A 21512-nucleotide genomic window follows, 5' to 3' on the forward strand; every position below is an offset into this window, starting at 1 on the left:
GACTATCGGGGTTGGGAAGTTGCCTAAAGTTACATTTTTTTTTACTGGTATCACCATTGAAATCCAAGCTAAAAAGTTAAGTAAAAATATCAGCATTTTTACCCAATACGCTTGGGTTAAAACTATTTATTCCGGGCGAGATCCCCCTAAATCCCCCTTCCCAAGGGGGACGCAAGAGTAAGTTCTTGTCCCACCCCCTACTCCCCTTTGTAGGGGCGGTGCCCCTGTGCCCGCCCTAGGCGCCAGGGGATCGAGCTTAACTGAACCGTATTGCATTTTTACCTTCTGCCTTCTCCCTTGTGGTACTAGCCCCCCAGCCCTAGCATAGGGGTTGGGGGGGAGGTTTTTCACTCGTTGAGAATGCTGCCCGATATCTAGTCCGATAAGTGCAACCCCTATCAAATCCTATTGGTCTGTTGGGCGGGTTTTGTAATGTCGATTGCCGGGGCGATTTGAATATTGTGTACTCTGAACCGCCCCTACAGACATCTAATATATCAGAACTAATCGATCGCACATGATATGAGATCAGTTTGCTGCAACTTTCTCGGCCACCAAGTCGCGATCCTCATCTTCTAAAACATCCTGCTTTCCCTGGATGCTAGCGGCCTGGATAAACCCTTGAAACAAGGGGTGGGGGGTGCTAGGTCGAGATTGGAATTCGGGGTGAAATTGGCAGGCTATGAAAAAGGGATGGTTGGGAAATTCGATCATTTCTACCAATCGGCCGTCTGGAGATGTACCGGACACTGCATAACCTGATTCTAAGAAAAGATTGCGGTAGGCGTTGTTAAATTCGTACCGATGGCGGTGCCGCTCGTAAATCACTTCTTTCTGATAAAGTTTGAAAGCTAGCGTGTCTGGGTTGACACGGCACGGATACAAACCCAGTCGCATTGTACCGCCCAAATCGACTACATCTTGCTGTTCTGGCAATAAATTAATTACCGGATTTGCTGTATCTGGGTTAAATTCAGCGCTGTTGGCATCCTCTAGTTGAGCGATGTTGCGCGCCCATTCAATCACAGCACACTGCATCCCCAAACACAATCCCAAAAATGGAATTTTGTGGTGTTTAGCATATTCGATCGCCGCTATTTTGCCGTCAACTCCCCGAACCCCAAAACCTCCCGGTACAACAATGCCGTTGATACCTTTGAGATAATTATCGAGGTTTCCCGATTCTAAATCTTCTGAGTTAATCCAGTGTAAATTCAGGTCGCAGCCGATCGCAATTGCCGCGTGCCGCAAAGCTTCGACCACCGAAAGATAAGCATCGTTCAACCGCACGTATTTGCCAACTAAAGCAATATCAATTTTGTGATTGGGACTGTAAAGCCTGTTGACTAAAGTTTGCCACTGATGCAAATCTGGCTGGCGATGTTCGAGTTGCAACAAATTGAGCGTTTGTTCCGCCAAACCTTCCTGTTCCATCATCAGCGGCACTTCGTAGATACTTTTAGCATCTTGAGCGGTGATGACACATTCTTCGGGGACGTTGCAGAATTCCGACAATTTCTGTTTCATGCCCAAAGACAGCGGGCGATCGCACCGACAGACTAAAATATCTGGTTGAATGCCGATCGACCGCAATTCCTTCACCGAATGCTGAGTCGGTTTAGTTTTCATCTCCCCAGCCGAAGGAATCCAAGGTATCAGCGTGACGTGCATATACACAACATTTTGCCGACCGACATCCTTGCGAAACTGGCGAATTGCCTCCAAAAACGGCAAAGATTCAATATCTCCCACCGTTCCGCCGATTTCCGTAATCACCACATCGGGATTGGTATTTTTTGCTACCCGGTGAATTCGATCTTTAATCTCGTTAGTAATGTGCGGAATCACCTGCACCGTGCTCCCCTGATACTCACCGCGGCGTTCTTTGTTAATCACCGCTTGATAAATGGAACCCGTGGTGACGCTATTGAGGCGAGACATGGAAGTGTCGGTAAAACGCTCGTAGTGCCCCAAATCCAAGTCAGTTTCCGCACCATCTTGCGTGACAAAGACTTCTCCGTGCTGAAACGGGCTCAGAGTGCCGGGGTCAACGTTAATATAGGGGTCTAGCTTCAAAATCGAGACTGAATAGTCCCGCGACTTTAATAGGCGGCCCAAGGAAGCACCGACAATTCCCTTGCCGATGCTGGAAACCACGCCACCAGTCACAAACACAAATTTGCTCATAGGATTTTCGACTTTAGATGTTTCAATGTCAGGTCAGACTCAAATGTGACATAGTTGACACTCCCGGTGCTAAAGCAGCGGGGATTCTTTGTTCGTAGACTCAACTTGCTTGCGACAGGATTTCTCCAGCCAAAGTAGAGGTCGAATCTCCCAAAGCGTTCGGGTCTTTGACCCAAGTTCCGGTATGCCCTACCGTACTCAAGGCTAATTTCAGGATATTAATCGCAGCATTCCAATCCCTATCCATAACGAACCCGCATTCACAAACATGGGTTCTTACGGATAGGGTTTTTTTTACGATTGCACCGCAGTTAGAACATTTTTGCGAAGTATATGCTGGATTGACGGCAACCGTCACCCGGTCAAATTTTACTCCAAAATACTCCAGCCACTTCCTGAATAGATACCAACCCGCATCATTGATCGATTTGGCGAGACAGTGATTCTTTACTAAGTTTTTAATCCTCAAATCTTCGTAGGCGACCAAATCGTTAGATCGGATTACGCAACGCGCCAGTCTCTTAGCGTGTTCTTCACGTTGCCTACTTATTTTGAGGTGTACTCTTCCTAATCGATTAATTGCTTTCTTGCGGTTGGCAGAGCCTTTCTTTTTACGAGAAACGCGGCGCTGTCGAAACTTTAACCGTTTCTCAGTGGTTCGATAAAACTGGGGGTTTGGTTCAGAGTGACCGTTAGAGTCTGTATAAAACTCTTTGAGCCCTACGTCCAAACCGAGTGTTTTACCAGTCGGCGTCGTATCTACTTCGTTTTCAGCACCGATCAAAAACTGAACGTAGTAACCGTCAGCGCGACGGATCAAGCGTACCCGTTTTATTTGATCGAGCTGGTAGAAGTTTAGATCCCACGTTCCTTTTAGTTTGAGCTTACCAATTCCTTTCTTGTCAGTGAAAGTGATTTGCTTGCGGGTTTCTGAAAGTTTCCAGCCGCTCACTTTATATTCAACTGAGCGACAGTTTTTCTTAAAAGTCGGATAACCTTTCTTTCCGGGAAGAGCTTTCTTGCAGTTGTCGTAAAACCGAGCAATTGCAGAATAAGCTCTCTCGACTGACGCTTGGCAAGCACTAGAATTCAAGGTTTTGACGAAAGGAAACTCTTCTCTGAGCGCAGTGCTGTGCCGATACAAGTCTTTTTGCCCAACACCTCGGTTATCCATCCAGAAACGGATGCACTTATTCCGAACGAACTGAGCAGTCCTAATTGCCTCGTCTATTGCTGCGTACTGATTTGGTTTTCCTTTCGCCTTGAATTCTAGAACGAACATCTTACGTGGAAAATCGCTACGCTAAGATACTAACACTAAGCCGTTCTAAAAGGATGGGGCTTTAGACCCAAGTTTTTGGTAATCCATAAGGGCAACCACGGGGGATTGCCCCCTACACCCATTTGACCAAATTATTGACGATTGTTATGTGCTTGCAACCAAGTTGTCAAATCTGACAAACTGGCAAAGTCTAATAGTGCCTCTCCTAGATTCTCTAATTGCTGAGTGGATAACTGAGCGATGCTGGTTTTGAGATCCGCCGACAGCACGCCGACACTGCGCTCCAACTGACGAACAATTAATGTCATATTTCCTTGTTTGATGCCTTGTTCGATGCCTTGTTCGATGCCTTGTTCGATGCCTTGTTCGATGCCTTGTTCGATGCCTTGTTCGATGCCTTGTCTGATTCCTTGTTCTATCCCGATTCTGGTAGCTTTGGTAATTGCACCGCGCTGGTCTTGAATAAAAATTTCTCGCCTTTCTAAATCCTCCAATTCATCAGGATCGAGATTTGCTTCATTGGCAATTGTAAAAGCTTTGCGGAGTTCCGGTACATTTCCCAACTCTTCCGGCACAGACCTTAACGTGCGAGCGGTTTTCATGAAATATATCCACTTGTCAGTCAGAGTCTCTAATTCTGCTAAAGTCTTGTCAAATTTGGGCAACTCAACAAAGACAAATTCTAATTCATCCGCCAAATACTCGACTAAGTTGTTTTTTTCTTTGATACAAAACCGCGAAATTACTGTTTCCAGATGCTCAAACATTTGGAAATCTGTAATCGTCAACGCAATCACGGGATTTAAGAGGTTGTAGTTTTCTCCGCTTTTTAATTGCACTGAGTAAGCTTTGGTAGCATTGTATAAAATCCGCTTCTCAAAGGATTCTACATTCAATACCTGCATTTCAATTATCACAGTTTTGCTGCCACCAATTTTTGCTTTGACATCCAAGTAAGTATCTTTGACTCCTTTGATTTTGGGAGCTAAATAAGGGTCAAGAATTTCTAAATCTTCGATGACCGGCAGCGCTTCGTAGAGGATGGCATTTAAGAAGCTAATCAAAATGTCTTTGCTGTCAGCCGAGCCGAAGATTTTTTTAAATGCAAAGTCGGTTTTGGGGTTAATAAAATTCATGGCTTTTTCAATTTATTAGAGATTGAGAGGTTGAGGTTAGAGTTATTTAATTATTTAACTATCATACAATCTTCTAGGTTGGGTCGCGGACGATCGCCCCAACCGACTTCACCCAAATACGGATGCAAGCCCACAGCAGTCTAGACAAAAGTTCCACTCCCCCATGAGCGCCTGTAGAGTTAATCTAAAATCTAAAATCTAAAATCAGCCCTACGCGCTCAGTCATTTTTCCCAAAAAGCTAACTGAGGAACGTTTCGGCAATGGTAAAGTCATGGTAAACAAAGCACCTCAAGTCTGCTAAAAAAAAACAGCTATGAAGTTTGTCTGCGTTCTATCCCCTCAACGGTTGCTTTGTACTGGTATCGCATTGCTCGCAGCCATCGAGTGTGGCGTGTGGCTCGCTCCCAATGGGGCGCGGGCAAATGCTCTTGGGGAAAATTATTCGTCTGTGTCGCCGAAAATCCTCGCTAGTAACGATGTTAATTGCAATGGCGGACGATCGCCCGAAACTCCCTGTCCAGTCGGCGGTTTGTTCGTCAAAACTCCCAACACGACGCCAGAACAAGTCTTTCCTCTGAAACAGACTGAAGTTAAAGCCAAAATAGCTGGCAATATCTCCCGCGTCGAAGTTGTTCAGAAGTTTGAAAATCCTTTTCCCGAATCTATAGAAGCTGTTTATGTATTTCCTTTGCCCGACGAAGCAGCGGTGGACGATATGGAAATTAAAATAGGCTCACGAACTATTAAAGCTGATATCAAACGCCGGGAGGAAGCTTTGGAAATGTACGAACAAGCCAGAAAGCAAGGCCGGAGTGCAGGTTTGTTGGAACAAGAACGATCCAATATTTTTACTCAGTCTCTGGCTAATATCAAACCGGGAGAAAAAATTGAAGTTACGATTCGCTACACCGAAAGTCTCAAATTTGTCGGCGGCGATTACGAATTTGTGTTTCCAATGGTGGTAGGGCCTCGCTATATTTCGGGAAATTCGACCGATGCCGATCGCATTAACCCGCCTGTTTTGCCTCCGGGAGCGCGATCGGGTCACAATATTGCTGTTTCGGTAGAAATAGATGCCGGAGTTGCGATCGGCGATGTCCGCTCTACTTCCCATCAAATTACAACTGACCGCAGGGGAAATATTGTGCAAGTCCAATTAGCCAATTCTGACACAATTCCCAATAAAGATTTAATTTTGCGCTATCGAGTGGCGGGCGAAAATACGCGCGCAACTGTCTTGACTCAATCCGACCAGCGGGGCGGTCATTTTGCTACTTATTTAATTCCGGCATTAAATTACAAAAATAATGAAATTGTACCTAAAGATGTCGTGTTTCTGATGGATACTTCCGGTTCTCAAAAGGGCGAGCCACTAGCAAAATCTAAGGAGTTGATGCGCCGCTTTATTCAAGGGTTGAATTCCAACGATACTTTTACTATTATTGATTTTGCCAACACTACGCAAGCGCTTTCAACTACTCCTTTAGCGAATACGGCAGAAAATCGACAAAGCGCAATTAATTATATCGAAAAGTTGCAGGCTAACGGTGGCAGTGAACTGCTTAACGGCCTTCAAGCAGTGATGAATTTTCCGGCGGCGGCTACGGGAAGGCTGCGGAGTATTGTATTAATTACGGATGGTTACATTGGTAATGAAAATGAAGTGCTGGCTCTGGTTCAGCAGAGTCTGAAACCAGGAAATCGACTTTATAGTTTTGGTGTTGGCGGTTCGGTGAATCGGTTTTTGCTCAACCGTTTGGCGGAAGTGGGAAGAGGCACTTCTCAAGTAATTCGTCAAGATGAACCGTCGGCAGAAGCGACAGAAAAGTTTTTTCGTGAAATTAATCGTCCGGTATTGACTAATATTCAAATTAGTTGGGAAGGAGTGGGGGAAAAACCGGAGATTTATCCGATCGCGCCCCCAGACTTGTTTGCGAGTGGGCCACTGGTTTTGTTTGGCAAAAAGGCCGATCGAACTAACGGCCAACTTCGCATCCGCGGCACTCTTGCAGGTGGCAAAGCTTACGAGCAAGTTTTACCTGTTAATTTTGCTCAATCCGGCGGGAGGCAGCGAGAGTCTACTTCCGTCGCAGCAACCGCTACGGATTTTGGCAATCCGGCGGTAGCTCAACTTTGGGGGCGATCGCGCATTAAAGATTTAATGAATCAAATGTTTGGTGGCGAGACTAAATCTCTGGTGGAAGCTGTGACTAATACTGCTCTGACTTATCGCTTGCTGTCGGAATACACGGCTTTTGTGGCTGTGAGCGAAGAAGTGCGAGTGGAACCAGATGGATCTCGTCGCCGCGTGCAAGTGCCTGTAGAATTGCCGCAGGGTGTCAGCTACGAGGGTATTTTCGAGTCGGGAGGGGAAGAGCCAACTAGGGGCGGCACTCGCAGCGTTACCTCGACTCGCAACTCGGCACCGGTGAGTCCAGCTCCTGCTATGGCGCCGCAGCAAGGTTACGGTGAGTTGCAACGCCCGAAGCCTTTGGCTTCTCGCCTCCAAGTAGTTAGCGTCGAAGGGTTGGATGCCGGGGCGATCGCGGCTTTGAGTCAATACCTGCAATCTGTTAATCTCCCGGCGGGGGTTAGCGGTGAAACGGTGTGGAAGTTATTGGTACAAGACGGCCGCGTTGCCCGATTGGCGCTCGACACTAAAACCTCGACGCTGCAAGCAACAGACGCCGTAGAAACTCTCAAGAGGGCCTTGAGTTCCTGGCAACCTCCTGCAGGATTCAAGGGCACGCTGCGCCTGAAGTTGCGAATTACAGGCGATCGTTAAGGAATGACTATCTATGTCAAGAAACATTAATTTTTAATTCAAAAATACCGAAACTGGGATCGCTACCGCGAGGAAGATATAAAATCTTTATTAAGAGATTGCCTTTAAACAGAAAGTGATGTTAATGAAATTTATACCGTTTGAGGCAAACGCTAAAACAGTTTCCTTTCTGAAACAGTTTCCTTTCTGAAACAACCTTAACAGTAAAGATTTCTGGATCGAAACCCCCCAATCATAGAAGGTATGATGCCCTATGGAAGTTAGCGAACTGCTCAACAATTACGAAAAAGGAGAAAGAGACTTTACTGGAGCCGACCTCAGCGGGAAAGACCTCAGCGGAGCAATCTTAATCGGAGTCAACCTTTCGCGAGCTAATCTTTCCGGGGCGAACCTCAGTAGGGCGTTTCTCACCAAAGCAACACTCAAAGATGCACAGATGCACAGAACAAATCTGAGTTTTGCCAAAATGGGTGAAACCCAACTCTCTGGTGCAGATTTGACAAAAGCTAATTTGAGTGGAGCTTTTTTGGTAAAAGCAAAAATGCCCAAGGTAAAGTTAAGCGGCGCAACTTTAACTGGCGCAAACCTGCGGGGTGCTGTGTTGTGGAATGCCAATTTGTGCAGCGCCGACTTGCAATTAGTTAACTTGCTGGGCGCGAATCTGACGGGAGCTAATTTTAAGTGGGCCAACCTTTACGGTGCAAGGCTCAATAGTGCAAAACTTTTTGGAGCTCAATTAACCGGAGTCAGTCTGCGACGAGCGCAGTTGACAGGGGTGAATCTTTGCGGTGTAGATTTGAGCGGCGTCAACGTGAGCGAAGCTAAACTCATGGGAGCTAATTTGGAAGGCTCGAATTTGGCGGGGGCGAATTTCAGCGCGGCTCAGTTGCGTGGGGTGAAGTTGGCGGGTGCAAACTTAACCGGGGCTAAGTTGAGGGGAAGTTGTTTGAGAGGGGCAAATCTGAATTGGGCAAAGTTGTCTCAAGCAGATTTGATGGCGGCAGATTTGAGCGAGGCGACGTTAATAGGAACTAATTTAGATAATGCTTTGTTGACGGGAGCTATTTTGCCGGAATCTACTAGGCGCTATTTTTCCTTAGCTGGGGCTGGCAGAGTCAATTCTTGGGAAGTTAATGAGATTAACGGTTGATTGTTGACTGTTGACTGTTGACTGTTGACAATTCCCGCATCCAGGATACCCGCCACGTGATTCATCTGTCCAGAAATAAAAAACCTGTATCCGATAAAGGATCCCCCGAATTTATCTCGCGCAAGTCAATGCTAAAATCGAAAATCGAAAATCTAAAATCTAAAATCTAAAATCGATTGACTGTTCACTGATTACTATGACAATTAATTTTGGGGTGGTGCTGGTAACTGCGGCATCGGAGGCGGAAGCGGAGAATCTCGCGAAATCTCTAATTGAAAACAAGCTGGCTGCTTGTGTGAGTTTGTCACCAATTCGCTCGATTTATAGTTGGCAAGGCGAGATTCATTCCGAGTCAGAGTGGCAGTTGCTGATTAAAACTGATTTGGCTAAATTTGAGGCTTTAAAAACAAAAGTTCAGGAACTCCATTCCTATGAAGTTCCCGAAATTATTGCTATTCCTATTATCGCTGGCAGCGATGCTTATCTCAATTGGCTGGGACAATCTTTAAGTTTGTAGTCAAGATTTTAGTCCTAAATTATCCAATGAAGAGGGACGGAATTCCCTACTAAAAATGGTCAGAAACCTAGGAATTATGACTGGTAGGGCCGATGACGCCGATTTTGTGGCGAAAACTTAGTTCGCCGCCGAACCAGCCTGTAACGCCCAGCAAAGTTGCTACGACGATCGATATTGCTAAACCTGTGTATACGATCGGCTCCGCCGGATTTTCTTGTCGCAATAGCAAGTTAATCAGGGTAAGTACCATAACCGCCACATTGCCGCCCATGTGCAACCAACCGGCACTGCGATCGCGCACTCTTTTAACTTTGAAAAAATCTAAAAAGCCCGTGATTGCGGCCAAAATCCCCGCAGCGAAACCCACACCCATCAGCCAAACCGAAGCTCTCGCCCAAAACGGATCGCTTGTCAGCCAATAACCGATGTCCGTGCCGGCGGCTCCTACTAAAAAGGCTACCGGAAAGATGACGATGATGGGGTGGATGGGATGGCCTGCAACTGAAAGCGTACTCGTAATACCGGCGTCGCGGTACTCTGTATCGTGACTTTCTAGAATCGGCGGAAGATTGGGATAGGGCGTACTATTTCTGGGATTTGTTTCCATGATTTCTACGATAACTTTTGTACAAAAAAACCCGTTTTTATTGGATTGAACTTAATCCCAAACCCGTTCGCCATTTTCGTCAACGCGGGCCTGCCGAATTACGTCAGAAATTTCGTCGGCGTCTTTGACGTGGTGCAAAGCTTTCTTTTCCCCGTCTGGTTCTTCGACGATTACATAAGTTGGAACTGTAACTGTATCTCCCACGATGTCGGGTACGTGGTCTACCGCTAGTTGCTGGGCTTTTTCTTCAATGGTTTGCGGTTGGTCGGAAATACGATCGCCCGGATTGACCGTGCGCTCCATATCTTTGCCTGGTTTGTCGATACTCATAAAAACCTCTCTGGTATTTCTAATTTTTTGCTGACTCTAATTCCTACTATTGAACGAAAAATATCTCTACGCAAACATCTCCCGACGGGTGGAAGTTTCAGTTAGGGCGATCGCAGACAGCCTCTTCCTGTAGGTAGAGGTTTTTCGATTTGTTCCGAAAAAACTAAGCTAAAATCTAAGCATGATATTTTCCTTCCCTTTGAGTTGCCCATGAAAAGTTACGATTGGATTGTTGTCGGCGGTGGCATTACGGGTGCGTCACTGAGTTACGAACTGGCAAAAAAAGGTTTTGCTGTGCTGCTTTTGGAACGAGATGCTACCATGCAAAATGCTACTCGTTTTAGTTATGGCGGCTTGGCTTATTGGTCGGGAACGACTGATTTAACTCGGCAATTGTGTCGGGAAGGTATCGAACGCCACCGCCATTTATCGGCCCAATTAGATGCTGATACTGAGTTTCGCGAGTTAGATTTGTTGCTGACAATTGATGCGGGCAATGATGTAGAAAAAGTGGCGGCTAATTACGCGCAATTTGCGATCGTTCCGCAGCTTTTGAGTGTTGCAGAAGCTGGCGAGTTGGAACCTTTGTTGAATAAAAGTGCGATCGCCGGAGCTCTGACTGTGCGTCACGGTCACATTTCGCCGACTGCCACAAATAAAGCTTATTGTCAAGGGTTTCTGCGGTTGGGAGGAACTATAGAATTTGCTGAAGTAATTGGGTTTATAGAAGAGGGAAATCGGATTTCGGGAGTTAAGACGGTACAGGAAAGTTATGCCTGCGAAAATACGGTTATTTGTGCTGGAGGTTGGAGTCGGAGTTTACTGAAAGCCGCTGGTGTTTCTGTGGGAGTTTATTTTACTCGCACGGAGATTTTGGAAACTGCACCTGTGGATTTGAAACTCAGAACTTTGGTGATGCCTGCGGTATTAAAACGTTTTGAATTGGAAGCTGAATCGAGTAGAAATGAGGTGGATTTTCTTTGGGATGAACCTGGTAAAGAGTTGCTGTCACCGATTTTAGATTCGGGTGCCATTCAATTTAATGATGGCAGTTTGCGGATCGGGCAATTGTCGCGCACTTTGAGCGATTTGAATGCTAAAGTCGATCGAGAAACCAGCGAAACGGCAATTCGTGCAGGAATCGGCAAGGTTTTGCCTGATTTGGCAGGTTTACCTGCAACTTGGCACGAGTGTAGTGTGGCATTTAGCGCTGATAATTTGCCTGTAGTGGGGCCGATCGCCGATCGCCCTGGATTGAACGTTTTTTCGGGTCTCAGCAATCCTTTGGCTATTGTACCTGCTTTGGCTGAGCGATTTGCGAAGGCGGCGGGGGGAGAAGAAGATAGGGCGATCGAGCTTTTGTCTCCCGATCGATTTGCTTAAAAATGATATCATGTCCGGCCTGATTGAGACTTGTATGAATTTTGTAGGGGCGGGTTCACTAACAATAATTGCCTATAATCTACAATCTCATAAACCCGCCCCCCCGATACTTTTATCTCCTCTCCGTTGAATTGTCCGCGATGAAATTCTGTCGCGTGGTGGGGGCGGGTTTATGTAGATTGTTAGTCTGGATGATAGATTTTTGGTGAAACCCGCCCCTACAAGTATTGTGCTTATTTTACCGGACATGACTAATGACTACTGACGACTGACTACGGACTACTGACTACTAACTAAAAAAGGCAGAGTGACAATAAATGTAGTACCTTTGTCGATCGCACTTTCCACACTTATTGTACCGCCGTGCAGGTCAACTATGTGTTTGACAATGCAGAGTCCCAAACCCGATCCTTTAATGTTGCCTACATTAGCACCCCGTTCAAACTGCTGAAATAGTTTTTCTTGATATTCCGCTGTCATCCCAATTCCCTCATCTCGAACGCACAAAATTATTTGTTGGTTTTCGCAGCTTAACTCTAAACTGACATTGCCACCGTTTGGAGAATATTTAATGGCGTTGGAAAGCAAATTAGTCAGAAGGTGGTGCAGTAGTTTGGCGTCAAGATTGGCGTGCAGCGGATTTGTGTGACTGCGGAAATGTATTAGGTGTTTGTCGGTGACGATAGGTTGCAGTTCTTCTAAAATAGAATTGCATAAATCCGTCGCATTAATCGGATTTAAATTTAAGGAAATTTTGCCTGATTCGGCTTTGCTAAGCATTAAAATATCTTCCAGCAACCCACTCATATTACTGACGGCTTTTTTTATGCGATCGACATTTTTATGGGTGGTTCCGGCGCTTCTCTGCAAGTCGCTATCTTCTAGCATTTCCGCCGATAATTGTATGGTAGTTAAAGGAGTGCTTAAATCGTGGTAAGCCATTGAAATAAAGCGGGCTCTATTTTCGCTTTTTTCTGCTGCTAACGCCATTAAATTTTTCAAACTCACTGCTTCTTGATGTTTGCTCAGTGCTATCTTGATAGTGGCGTGCATTTCTCTTTCTTTAAAAGGTTTGAGCAGGTAGCCGTAAGAACCCGTATTTTCGGCTCGCTGCAAAGTTTCGTCGTCAGCATAGGCAGTTGTATAGATAATTGGTATATCTAATTCTTGATTAATTATTGCTGCTGTTTCTATGCCGTCAATGTCGCCTTTGATAACTATGTCCATTAAAATTAAATCTGGTCTTAGTTCGCGGGCGCGCTGGATGGCATCCGCTCCAGAAGAAACGATATCGGCAATTTGATATCCCAATTTTTCTAATTTAGGGGATAAGTTTTTAGCAATTAACAGTTCGTCTTCGACAATCAAAATCTTAATTGGTTTTTCGACCAAGCTCATATTGTTACAATCTTTGAAAGTAGTTTAACTCGTTAAATTTTAAGTGAAAGGATGTACCAACTTCTCTGGATATTTCGATTGTTCCTTCTAACTGCTCGGTTAAAGTGCAGACAACTTGAAACCCCATCGAGTGAGTTTTCCGAAAATCTAAGTTTTGAGGAAAGCCAATGCCGTTGTCCTTAACTAAAAGGTTGATTTCTCGATCGCCCGTTTGATAGCATTCTACACTAACTGTACCTGTTGTGCCATCAGGAAAAGCGTGTTTTAGCGTATTTGAAACCAATTCATTGGCAATTAAACCGCAGGGAGTAGCAGTTTCAAGATTTAGGGATATTGGCTCAGCTAATACCTGCAACTGAATTCGGTTGTTGCTAATATTGTAAGAGTGAAACAAGTTACTTACCAAGTCTTCGAGATATTCGCCAAAATTAATTTGCGCTAGGTTAGTCGAACGGTACAGTTTTTCGTGAATCAGAGCCATAGAATAAAGGCGATTCTGACTTTCTTCAAACATTTTGCTGACTTGGGGGTCGGCAACTGTGTTCGATTGCAATTCTAACAGACTGGCAACTACACAGAGGTTGTTTTTGACGCGGTGGTGAATTTCTTTGAGCAAAATTTCTTTTTCTCTGAGGGAGTTTTTCAAATTTGCTTCTGCTTGTTTGCGATCGCTCAGTTCAGCTTGCAGTTGCTGGTAAAGTAGAGATTGCTGAATCGCGATCGCCAATTGATTTACCAACTGCTGAAATAAATTGATTTCCGATTCTTGCCACTCACGAGGGCGATCGCATTGGTGGGCTATTAGCAATCCCCAAATTTGGCTGTGCTGAATAATCGGCACTACTAACTTGGCCCTAACTTGAATCTGTTTCATAAACTGGGCCATACAAGGTGTAAGGGAGGGATCATCTAGTTGGGAGATCGCACAAATTCGCCCTTGCAAATAAAGCTGAGAACTTTGGGCCGGAAAAACCTCTTCGCCAAAACATTTATCCACCAGTTGGCTGCATCCTTCTGCAACGGCTTCAGCAATGACTCGCCCGCCATTTTCGGGTAAAAGTTGATAAACCAAAACTCGATCGGCTAATAATACTTGCTGGAGTTCGGCAACGGTAGTGTTGAGAATTTCCTCTAATTGCAAAGACTGGCGCACACGACGGGCGATCGCCTCCACAAGCCTTTCTTGCTCGAACTGCTGCCCCCTAGCGAGTTCGGCATATTTAGAATTGCTGATATCCGCGGCATAACCAATAATTTCGATCGGAACACCTCTGCTATCAACCAATAGTTTGAGTTCCGTCCTTAGCCAGCGGTAACTTCCGTCTTGGTGTAGAAAACGATACTCGCAAATGCAATTTTTTTCCTCAGACAAATCCGAAAAATTTACTAAAAATTGTGGCCGATCTTCAGGATGAATCCGGCTCGACCAAAATTTACAATCTGCTAACAATTCTTGGGGGTCGTAGCCAACGATTGTCTGAACGTTGTCGCTGATGTAAGTAGTACAAAAGTCCCCCATCGGTGCGGCTGTAAAAATTACCGCCGGATTAGAACCCAGTAAAAATTGCAGGCGTTCTTTTAACTGCTGAAATTCCATTTCTGCTCGCTTACGATAACTGATATCTTCGATCGCCCCCATGCTGTAGAGAGGAATGCCCTCGCGATCGCGGATCAGCGTCACCGTCAAGTTTGCCCACATCAGCTCGCCATTCTTCTTAATCAAGCGTTTTTCCCTTTGGAAGCGAGAAATCTTGCCACAGATCAACTGCTTGACTTCCTCTACATCTGCGTGTAAATCTTCTGGATGCGTGAGTTCACTAAAAGTCGTGCTAGCCAACTCCGAATCGCTGTAGCCCAACATCTGGCGGTGAGCTTCATTCACTTTGATCGTGCGGAAGTCGCGCACGCTTGCCAAACCAAGCGCGATCGGAGCATCGTCAAATAAGTTGCGAAACTTTTCCTCGCTCTTTTGCAGTGCAGCTTCTGCGTGTTTGCGAGCGGTAATGTCTCGGGCTACCCACATCACCCGATCGAGCTCCAGGGGCGAAATACTGGCATCAAACCAAAATAACTTGCAGCCAATTTCCATGCTGTATTCAACTCTGTGGGTTTGCCCAGATGCCAATGTTTGGCGAATGTGGGCTAGGGCAAAATTAGCTTCCGCTTCTGGGAAGATTTCGGCGAGGGTTTTCCCCAGCACTTCAGGAGCCGGTTTATACAGCAGTTCGGGAGCCGTGGGGGCGATTTTGAGGTAGCGGCCGCTTGCGTCGAAAACCAGGACGATATCCGTCATGGCGTTAAACAGCGCCAGCAGTTCGGCTTCGGAGTTTTGGAGTTTTTCTTCGGTCAATTTGCGATCGGTAATGTCAGTGTCAGTGCCAGTCAGGCGGAAAGCCCTGCCAGAAGCCGATCGAATCGCGCTGCCGCGGGCTAGTATCCAGCAGGTGCTGCCGTCTTTACGCACCATCCGGTGTTCTACTTCATAAATTTCTGTCAAACCTTCTAAATAAGCATTTACTGCTTGGGCGACGGCAACTCGATCGTCGGGATGAACGTGAGATGCCCAATTTTCCATGCGGTTAGGAATCTCTGTGTCTTGATAGCCCAACAAAGCTTTCAAAGAGGGAGCAATGTAGATTTCATCGGTTTGCAAATTCCAGTCCCAAACCCCCACTTTGCCGGCCGATACTGCCAGTTCGTACCATTGTGTCCGCTGCTGCACTCTCAGTTCTAACTCTGCATTGAGCTGCTGCAAAGCGATTTCTGCTTGTTTGCGATCCGTGACATCCCTGCCTGCAGCTTGATACTCGACGATTTGTCCGCTCTCGTCAAATATAGCCCGATCGATCCACTGGTGCCAGCGAATTTCCCCGCTCGGCAAAATTACTTGGTGCTCGCAGGTAAAAATAGGGTTGTCGGGAGACACAGAAGTATATTGCTGTTGAAAAAATTCTCGGTCTGCTTCTGGCAGCAGCGACATGAAGCATTTGCCTAGTAAGTCGATCGGCTGCACGCCGAAATAACGGCAATAAGCTTGATTGACAAAAGTTATTTTACCGTCTGGGAGGTAGCTGCAAATCAGTTCGGTTTGGTCTTCCACAATCGCCAGGTAGCGCGCCTCGCTCTGCCGCAGGGTATTTTCGGCATTTTGGCGATCGCTGACTTTTTCTAGTTCACAATTGCCCTCTAACAGTTCGCATTGTTCCTGGAGTTTTGCCACTTCTTGGTGCAGTGCCTCGCTCCAGCTATACATTGCTGGACGAATACTTTTTTCACTGATTAAACCTACTGGCTGACCCAGTTCATCTACAATTGGCAAGCAATCAATCGAGTATTGACAAAATAGCTTGAATGCGGTAGTAATATCTGTAAATTCTGATTCTTTTAAAACAATTAAATTCCGCGTCATTGCGTCGGCAACTTTCATGCCTTGCCATCCATATTCGGTCGCAGCTAAGTTGAGCACATCTTCCGGGCTTAGCAGTCCGACTAGCTGATTTTTATCGACAACTAAGACGCAACTAATAAATGCTTTTACAGTTTCGTTTGAGTCGGGAAATGCAGGTGAATTAGGCAGTGGGCAATGGTTGTTCGTCCGACGCATCAGGGCGATCGCCTCTGGGAGCGAAGTTGAGGGCCCAACCATCACAGGATGGCGATCGACAGCTTCGTCGGGCGATCGTAAATTGACCGACAAATTAGCAAGTTCCATTAGTCTTGGTGAAAAAGTATTGTTAATTAACTTTAGCAACACTTGTAGTCATCAGCCAGATGACTGATGACTGATGACCGATGACCTGCCTTATATTCGGCCAAGGAGCAGATAAGTTTTCATTGCCCCTTTGCCCTTAACTTCAATAGTTCCCCGCTCCTGAAATACATATTTGTGTTCCAATAACTTATAAGTAGTTTCGCTCACTTGAATCCGCCAAGGCAAACCGTGAGATTCCATGCGGGAAGCAATATTTACTGTGTCGCCCCACAAATCGTAAATAAACTTTTTTATGCCAATTACTCCAGCCACAACCGGGCCGCTGTGAATGCCGATGCGGATGCTAAAATATTTATTATGGCTAGCATTAAATCGGGCTATTTCTGCTTGCATATCTAGCGCCATTTGGGCGATCGCCTCTGCGTGGTCTGCCCTGGGTTCAGGGAGCCCTCCAACCGCCATGTATGCGTCGCCGATGGTCTTGATTTTCTCTAACCCATGCCGTTCGCACAAAAGGTCAAATCCTGAAAAAATCTGATTCAGAAGATCCACCAGTTCGATCGGATTCATGACGGCAGACAAAGCAGTAAACCCCACAATGTCAGCGAACAAAACAGTCACTTCTGGAAAGTATTCGGCAATAGTAGTTTCGTTTTGCTTGAGGCGTTCTGCTATTGCCTTGGGCAAGATATTTAACAGCAGCTTTTCTGATTTTTCTTGTTCTTCCCGCAGGGCATCTTCTGCTTGCTTGCGTTCCGTAATGTCATGGTAACTCCAGACTCGGCCGATAATTTTATCTCCCAACCGCTGCGGTTGCGAATAGCGTTCAAAAAATCTGCCGTCCTGAAATTCCAACAAGTCGTAACTTTCGGCTTCTGGCTGATCGTAAAGCGATTCTATTCTCTCTTGAAATGTTTGGGCGTCTTTGAGTTGATTCAGGAAAAAGGCGATCGTTGTGGCGTCATTTCGGAGTGCCATCACTTCGTTAGGTAGGCCCCACATTTCCACAAATTCTCGATTGAAAGTGACTATTTTTCCGCTCCTGTCAGTAGCTAAAATACCGTCAGCAGTAGAATCAAAAGTTGCTTGCAGCAGGGATACAGATTTTGCTAGGGCGTCCTCGGCCATTTTTCGAGCAGTAATGTCTCGCAAAATAGCGCGAATCGCTACTAGCGAACCTTCCGCAAATTTACAGCTTATGCTGCCTTCTAGCAAAATTTGTTCGTGATTTTTAGTAATAAATATTGTTTGAATAGAGTCAGGATACAATGTATTTTCATTGACCGTTTTTTTGGTAATAGCTTTATAGAATATATCCAGAGACTCAGGCGAGCTGTTCGGATGAATGATATCAAAAACAGTCATTTGAGCAATTTCTGCTTCGGTGTAGCCCAGAGTTTCCCGCCAAGCCCGATTTACATACAAAAAATGACCGTCCGCTCCTATACTTTGAATTAAGTCAGTAGCATTTTCAAATAAGTCTCGCAGTTGTTCTTCGCTTTCCCGCAAAGCTATTTCAGCTTGCTTGCGCTTAATGAATTGACCAATTTGGCTACCGATTGTTGCCATGGTTTGGAGCAATTCTTCATCAAAACACTGCACTTCCCTGCTGAATAAAATCATCACGCCCAAAACAGACCGGGCCGATTGTTCCGCCTCGTAGCCACCCAAAATTGGGAAACCAAAAGCTCCGTGCAGCCCTTCTTCAGCAGCGATTTCTCGGCGCAGACAACTGTCACTTTTTGTGACATCTGCAATCCACTGAGCTGAACCGCTAGCCCAAACGAAACCGGGCAATCCTTCGCCAAATGCACAGGTCATTTGTTCGGTAAATTCTGCAAATTTGGGGATCGAAAGTGAGCGTTTTGTCCAACTGGCGACACAGCGAAGCAAATTGGGAGCGGAAACCGCAGTTATTCTCTTAGTTTCTGACAGCAGTTTTTCCCCGGATTCTGGCATCCAAAGTTCGACGGTATCCCATCCCAAGCTGTCGCAAATTACAGGGAGAATTGCTGCTATAGCTTTTTTGATTGTTTCGGATGCCGACAGGATGCGAGTAGCGATGTACTGAGTTATTTGTCGCTTGCGGGCGCGCTGTTTATCTGTGACATCGCGGCCGATGTACACGAAATCTTGAAGGGTGGGCAAAGAACTAGAAATGCCTTGAATGTCAGTCGAAATAGCCGTACAGGAAAACGAAACTGTTAGTTTTTCTCCGGTTTTTGCCGTGCAAATTACTTCGGCATTAGTTTGCGATTGTTGAGGCTCATCTGGGCTAACTGCTTGCAAAGAGGAGCCAAAAGCAGCAAGAGCGTCTATTTGCTGGCCTACTAATTCTGATTCGCTGTAACCGAACAAATCTTGAGCCGCTTGATTGACTTTTTTAATCTTTCCCGATGCTGTTGTTACCAATAAAACTTCGGCCATTGAAGTAATAATTTTTTCAACATAATTATTAGTAGCGGCTAAGGTACTCAATAAAATATCCATTTCATTGGTAGCTTGCACTAAAGTTTGTTCTAAAGCCATCCTGTCGCTTACGTCTTGAAAAAATATAATTAATCTCTGATAATTTTCGTCATTGCTAAACTCCACGATATACATATCAAAATAAAGCCGCGAACCATTTTCTAATAGTCGCGTCATCGCTTTTAATTCAAAATTTGGCAAACGTTTTTCAAAAATATCGATTAAAATTTCTTCAGTTCCCACTAATTCGGGAAAGGGAATGCGAACATCGTTGCCGGCGACTACTTCCTCGGGACAGTCGGCAAACTGCTGCACTTGTAGAGAGATTTCTTGGATAAAAAAGTTTTTATCCAGTGCTAGGTACTCCAAGTGGTGGGGAACTAACAGTTTTTTTAACAAGGTTTTCATGTGAGATTTTTCTTATTGAATGCGCCCTAGGGATTGAATTATCTAAAATCAATCTATTTATCTCTGTTTATTAAATGGAATTCTGACTAAAAAGGTAGTGCCTAGCCCTATCTCGCTGGAAAACTCGATTTGACCTCCATGCAAATCTACACACTGCTTGACTATGGATAAACCCAGTCCTGTACCGGGTATTTTTTCGACATTTTTGGCTCGATAATAAGATTCAAAGAGTTGTTCTTGGTCTTCGAGAGGAATGCCAATGCCTGCGTCTTTAATTTTAAATGTGGCTTCTTCATTATTCTGACAATTTAATTCAAAATAAATATTGCTGTCGAGGGGCGAATATTTGACTGCATTTGACAGCAAATTTGTCAAGATGTGTCGCAGCAATTTGGGATCTAGTGCGGGCAACTGTTCCGTTTCCTGTAAGTTGGTATCATCTTTTTTCGCTGGCGTAACTAATTCTTGATAAATAAAGTTAATTGTATGATTTTTCCCATAACTAATTTTAATGAATTCTACTAACTCGCTGCAAAATTTTTTTAAGTCAACTGGTGCGGGATAGAATTCGAGTTTTCCTGCTTCGGCGCTGCTGAGCAACCGCACGTCATCTAATAGCTGAGCCATTTGTTGAGATGCTGATTTAACGTGTTGCAGGTATTGTTGTTTTTCCGCGTGGGTGATATCGTCGCCGTAGTCTTGGAGGATTTTAGTAGCAAATAATACTGTACTTAAAGGATTGCCAAATTCGTGAGCAATCATCGAGAAAAAACGAGATTTTACCTGTCTGAGTTCTTGCTCTTTTGCCAAAGAGCGGCGAATTTCTATTTCTTGTTGTTTGCGTTCTGTGATGTCCCTACCTATATAAATGAAATCGTAAAGTCCCTCTAATTCTGTCTGAACTGCCGAACAGGAAAATTCTACCCAAATTTTTTCTCCTGCTTTAGTAGTGCAGACTATTTCTAGTTCTCTACGTAGCTCTTTTTGAGACAAAATATATCGGTGGCGAGCTTGGTAAATTAATGTTTCTTCGACTACTATTATGGACAGGGGGTTGCCGATTAATTCTGCTTCGTTATACCCAAATAACCATTGGGCAGATTGATTGATTTTTTTGATATTTCCTAATGTTGTTGTCACCAACAAAGCATCACCCATCGAACGAATAACTTTATCTATATAATCTTTAGAAGCGGCTAAGGCACTAACCAAAAGATTAGCTTCATTCGCCCTCTGAATCAACGATTGCTTCATGACCATCTTTTCGGTGGTATCTTCAATCAAAATTAGCAATTTACTTGGGACATCTTCTTGTTCTTCTTCATATTTGATAGCCAACATATCAAAGTATAAAGGGCGGTTTGGGTCGGCAAACCGAGCGATACCTTTGACTTCAAAACCGGGCAGCCGTCCCATAATGATGGACATGAGGATATTTTCAATGCCAATCAGTTCGGGAAAACTCAGGCGAGCATCTGCACCGGGTATAGCCTGGCCCGGAATATCAGCATAATGCTGCACTTCGGCGGAGGTTTCCTGAATGATGAAATGGTGATTTACTAGAAAATACTGTGTTTGTCGCGGGCCTAACAGCTTTCTTAACAGGAGGTTCATACTTGTTCTACCATTGTGTAAGCTAGTTTGTAGAAAATTTCGTCAACGTCTTTGCCTGTTTTAGCAGATGTTGTGTAAACTCCTATTACTTTGTCTTGACTTATCGAATGGGACATTTCCACTAGCAGCGCCAATTTTTCCTCGTCAATCAAGTCTACTTTGTTCAAAGCGACGATAATTGACCCTTTAGGATTGACTGAAGAAAAAAGCTGAATGTGTTCGGAGATTCGCTCAACTGTTTCGGAGCGGCTGACATCGGCAACGATTAAAACGCCGCTAGCTCCCTGCAAGTAAGTCGGTGCTATTCCTTTGAATTTTGTATGCCCTTCTAAGTCCCAAATCAGCAACTTTGCAGTGACGTTTTCCCGCTGTTTTATCCCTTCTAATTCTACGATTTTGCTGGAAATTTTTACTCCTACTGTGGAGAGGTATTGGTCGCTGAATTGCCGATCGACAAAACGGCGGATTAGGCTAGTTTTACCCACGCCGAAATCCCCAATCATGCACATTTTTTTAGATATAGTAACTGACAT

The 21512-nt window shown here is 45.0% G+C and carries 14 protein-coding genes; 4 read left to right on the forward strand and 10 right to left on the reverse strand.

All coding sequences use genetic code 11. The annotated features are described in order from the left end of the window. Nucleotides 1-528: 528 nt before the first annotated feature. The 3 genes from QT984_RS00650 to QT984_RS00660 form a co-directional block, all read right to left on the reverse strand. Complete coding sequence (locus QT984_RS00650; protein WP_333372778.1) at nt 529-2187, reverse strand: CTP synthase; 1659 nt, start codon at nt 2185-2187, stop codon at nt 529-531. A gap of 100 nt (nt 2188-2287) precedes the next feature. After that, on the reverse strand, nt 2288-3469 hold the full coding sequence (locus QT984_RS00655) for a transposase (RefSeq protein WP_333054304.1): 1182 nt from the start codon (nt 3467-3469) through the stop codon (nt 2288-2290). 131 nt (nt 3470-3600) lie between these two features. Further along, entirely contained in the window at nt 3601-4605 is a 1005-nt protein-coding gene (locus QT984_RS00660; RefSeq protein WP_333372781.1) for an Rpn family recombination-promoting nuclease/putative transposase, read from the reverse strand. Between the two features lie 314 nt (nt 4606-4919). Between QT984_RS00660 and QT984_RS00665 the strand changes: the two genes are divergently transcribed. The 3 genes from QT984_RS00665 (at nt 4920) to cutA (ending at nt 9058) form a co-directional block, all read left to right on the forward strand. Beyond that, entirely contained in the window at nt 4920-7391 is a 2472-nt protein-coding gene (locus tag QT984_RS00665) for a VIT domain-containing protein (protein WP_333207922.1), read from the forward strand. 253 nt (nt 7392-7644) lie between these two features. Further along, nucleotides 7645-8541 (forward strand): pentapeptide repeat-containing protein, encoded by an 897-nt coding sequence (locus tag QT984_RS00670; protein ID WP_333054310.1) that lies wholly within the window; start codon nt 7645-7647, stop codon nt 8539-8541. A 196-nt stretch (nt 8542-8737) separates the two neighbouring features. Further along, nucleotides 8738-9058, forward strand: a complete 321-nt coding sequence (cutA, locus tag QT984_RS00675) for a divalent-cation tolerance protein CutA (protein ID WP_333207924.1) — start codon at nt 8738-8740, stop codon at nt 9056-9058. Between the two features lie 67 nt (nt 9059-9125). Here cutA and QT984_RS00680 read toward each other — a convergent pair whose 3' ends face one another. After that, nucleotides 9126-9665, reverse strand: a complete 540-nt coding sequence (locus tag QT984_RS00680) for a DUF2231 domain-containing protein (RefSeq protein ID WP_333207926.1) — start codon at nt 9663-9665, stop codon at nt 9126-9128. A 51-nt stretch (nt 9666-9716) separates the two neighbouring features. Continuing rightward, nucleotides 9717-9995 (reverse strand): hypothetical protein, encoded by a 279-nt coding sequence (locus QT984_RS00685; protein WP_333207928.1) that lies wholly within the window; start codon nt 9993-9995, stop codon nt 9717-9719. A 210-nt stretch (nt 9996-10205) separates the two neighbouring features. On the opposite strand from QT984_RS00685, the gene QT984_RS00690 reads away from it, so the two are divergent. Further along, entirely contained in the window at nt 10206-11378 is a 1173-nt protein-coding gene (locus tag QT984_RS00690) for an FAD-binding oxidoreductase (protein WP_333372784.1), read from the forward strand. A gap of 279 nt (nt 11379-11657) precedes the next feature. Here QT984_RS00690 and QT984_RS00695 read toward each other — a convergent pair whose 3' ends face one another. The 5 genes from QT984_RS00695 to QT984_RS00715 all read right to left on the reverse strand — a co-directional run bounded on the left by QT984_RS00695 (nt 11658) and on the right by QT984_RS00715 (nt 21512). Beyond that, the gene (locus QT984_RS00695) at nt 11658-12776 is read right to left on the reverse strand and encodes an ATP-binding protein (RefSeq protein WP_333054320.1); all 1119 of its coding nucleotides are present in this window, start codon (nt 12774-12776) and stop codon (nt 11658-11660) included. 4 nt (nt 12777-12780) lie between these two features. Continuing rightward, nucleotides 12781-16488 (reverse strand): PAS domain S-box protein, encoded by a 3708-nt coding sequence (locus QT984_RS00700; protein WP_333259501.1) that lies wholly within the window; start codon nt 16486-16488, stop codon nt 12781-12783. A gap of 90 nt (nt 16489-16578) precedes the next feature. Continuing rightward, on the reverse strand, nt 16579-19365 hold the full coding sequence (locus tag QT984_RS00705) for an adenylate/guanylate cyclase domain-containing protein (protein WP_333054324.1): 2787 nt from the start codon (nt 19363-19365) through the stop codon (nt 16579-16581). Between the two features lie 57 nt (nt 19366-19422). Next, complete coding sequence (locus tag QT984_RS00710; RefSeq protein WP_333054325.1) at nt 19423-20979, reverse strand: PAS domain-containing sensor histidine kinase; 1557 nt, start codon at nt 20977-20979, stop codon at nt 19423-19425. After that, nucleotides 20976-21512 carry a Rab family GTPase gene (locus QT984_RS00715; RefSeq protein WP_333054326.1) on the reverse strand — a complete coding sequence of 179 codons (537 nt, stop codon included), beginning with the start codon at nt 21510-21512 and terminating at the stop codon, nt 20976-20978. Before QT984_RS00715 ends, QT984_RS00710 begins: the two co-directional genes overlap by 4 nt.

Source organism: Microcoleus sp. Z1_B2 (assembly GCF_036700325.1).
Classification (GTDB): domain Bacteria; phylum Cyanobacteriota; class Cyanobacteriia; order Cyanobacteriales; family Microcoleaceae; genus Microcoleus.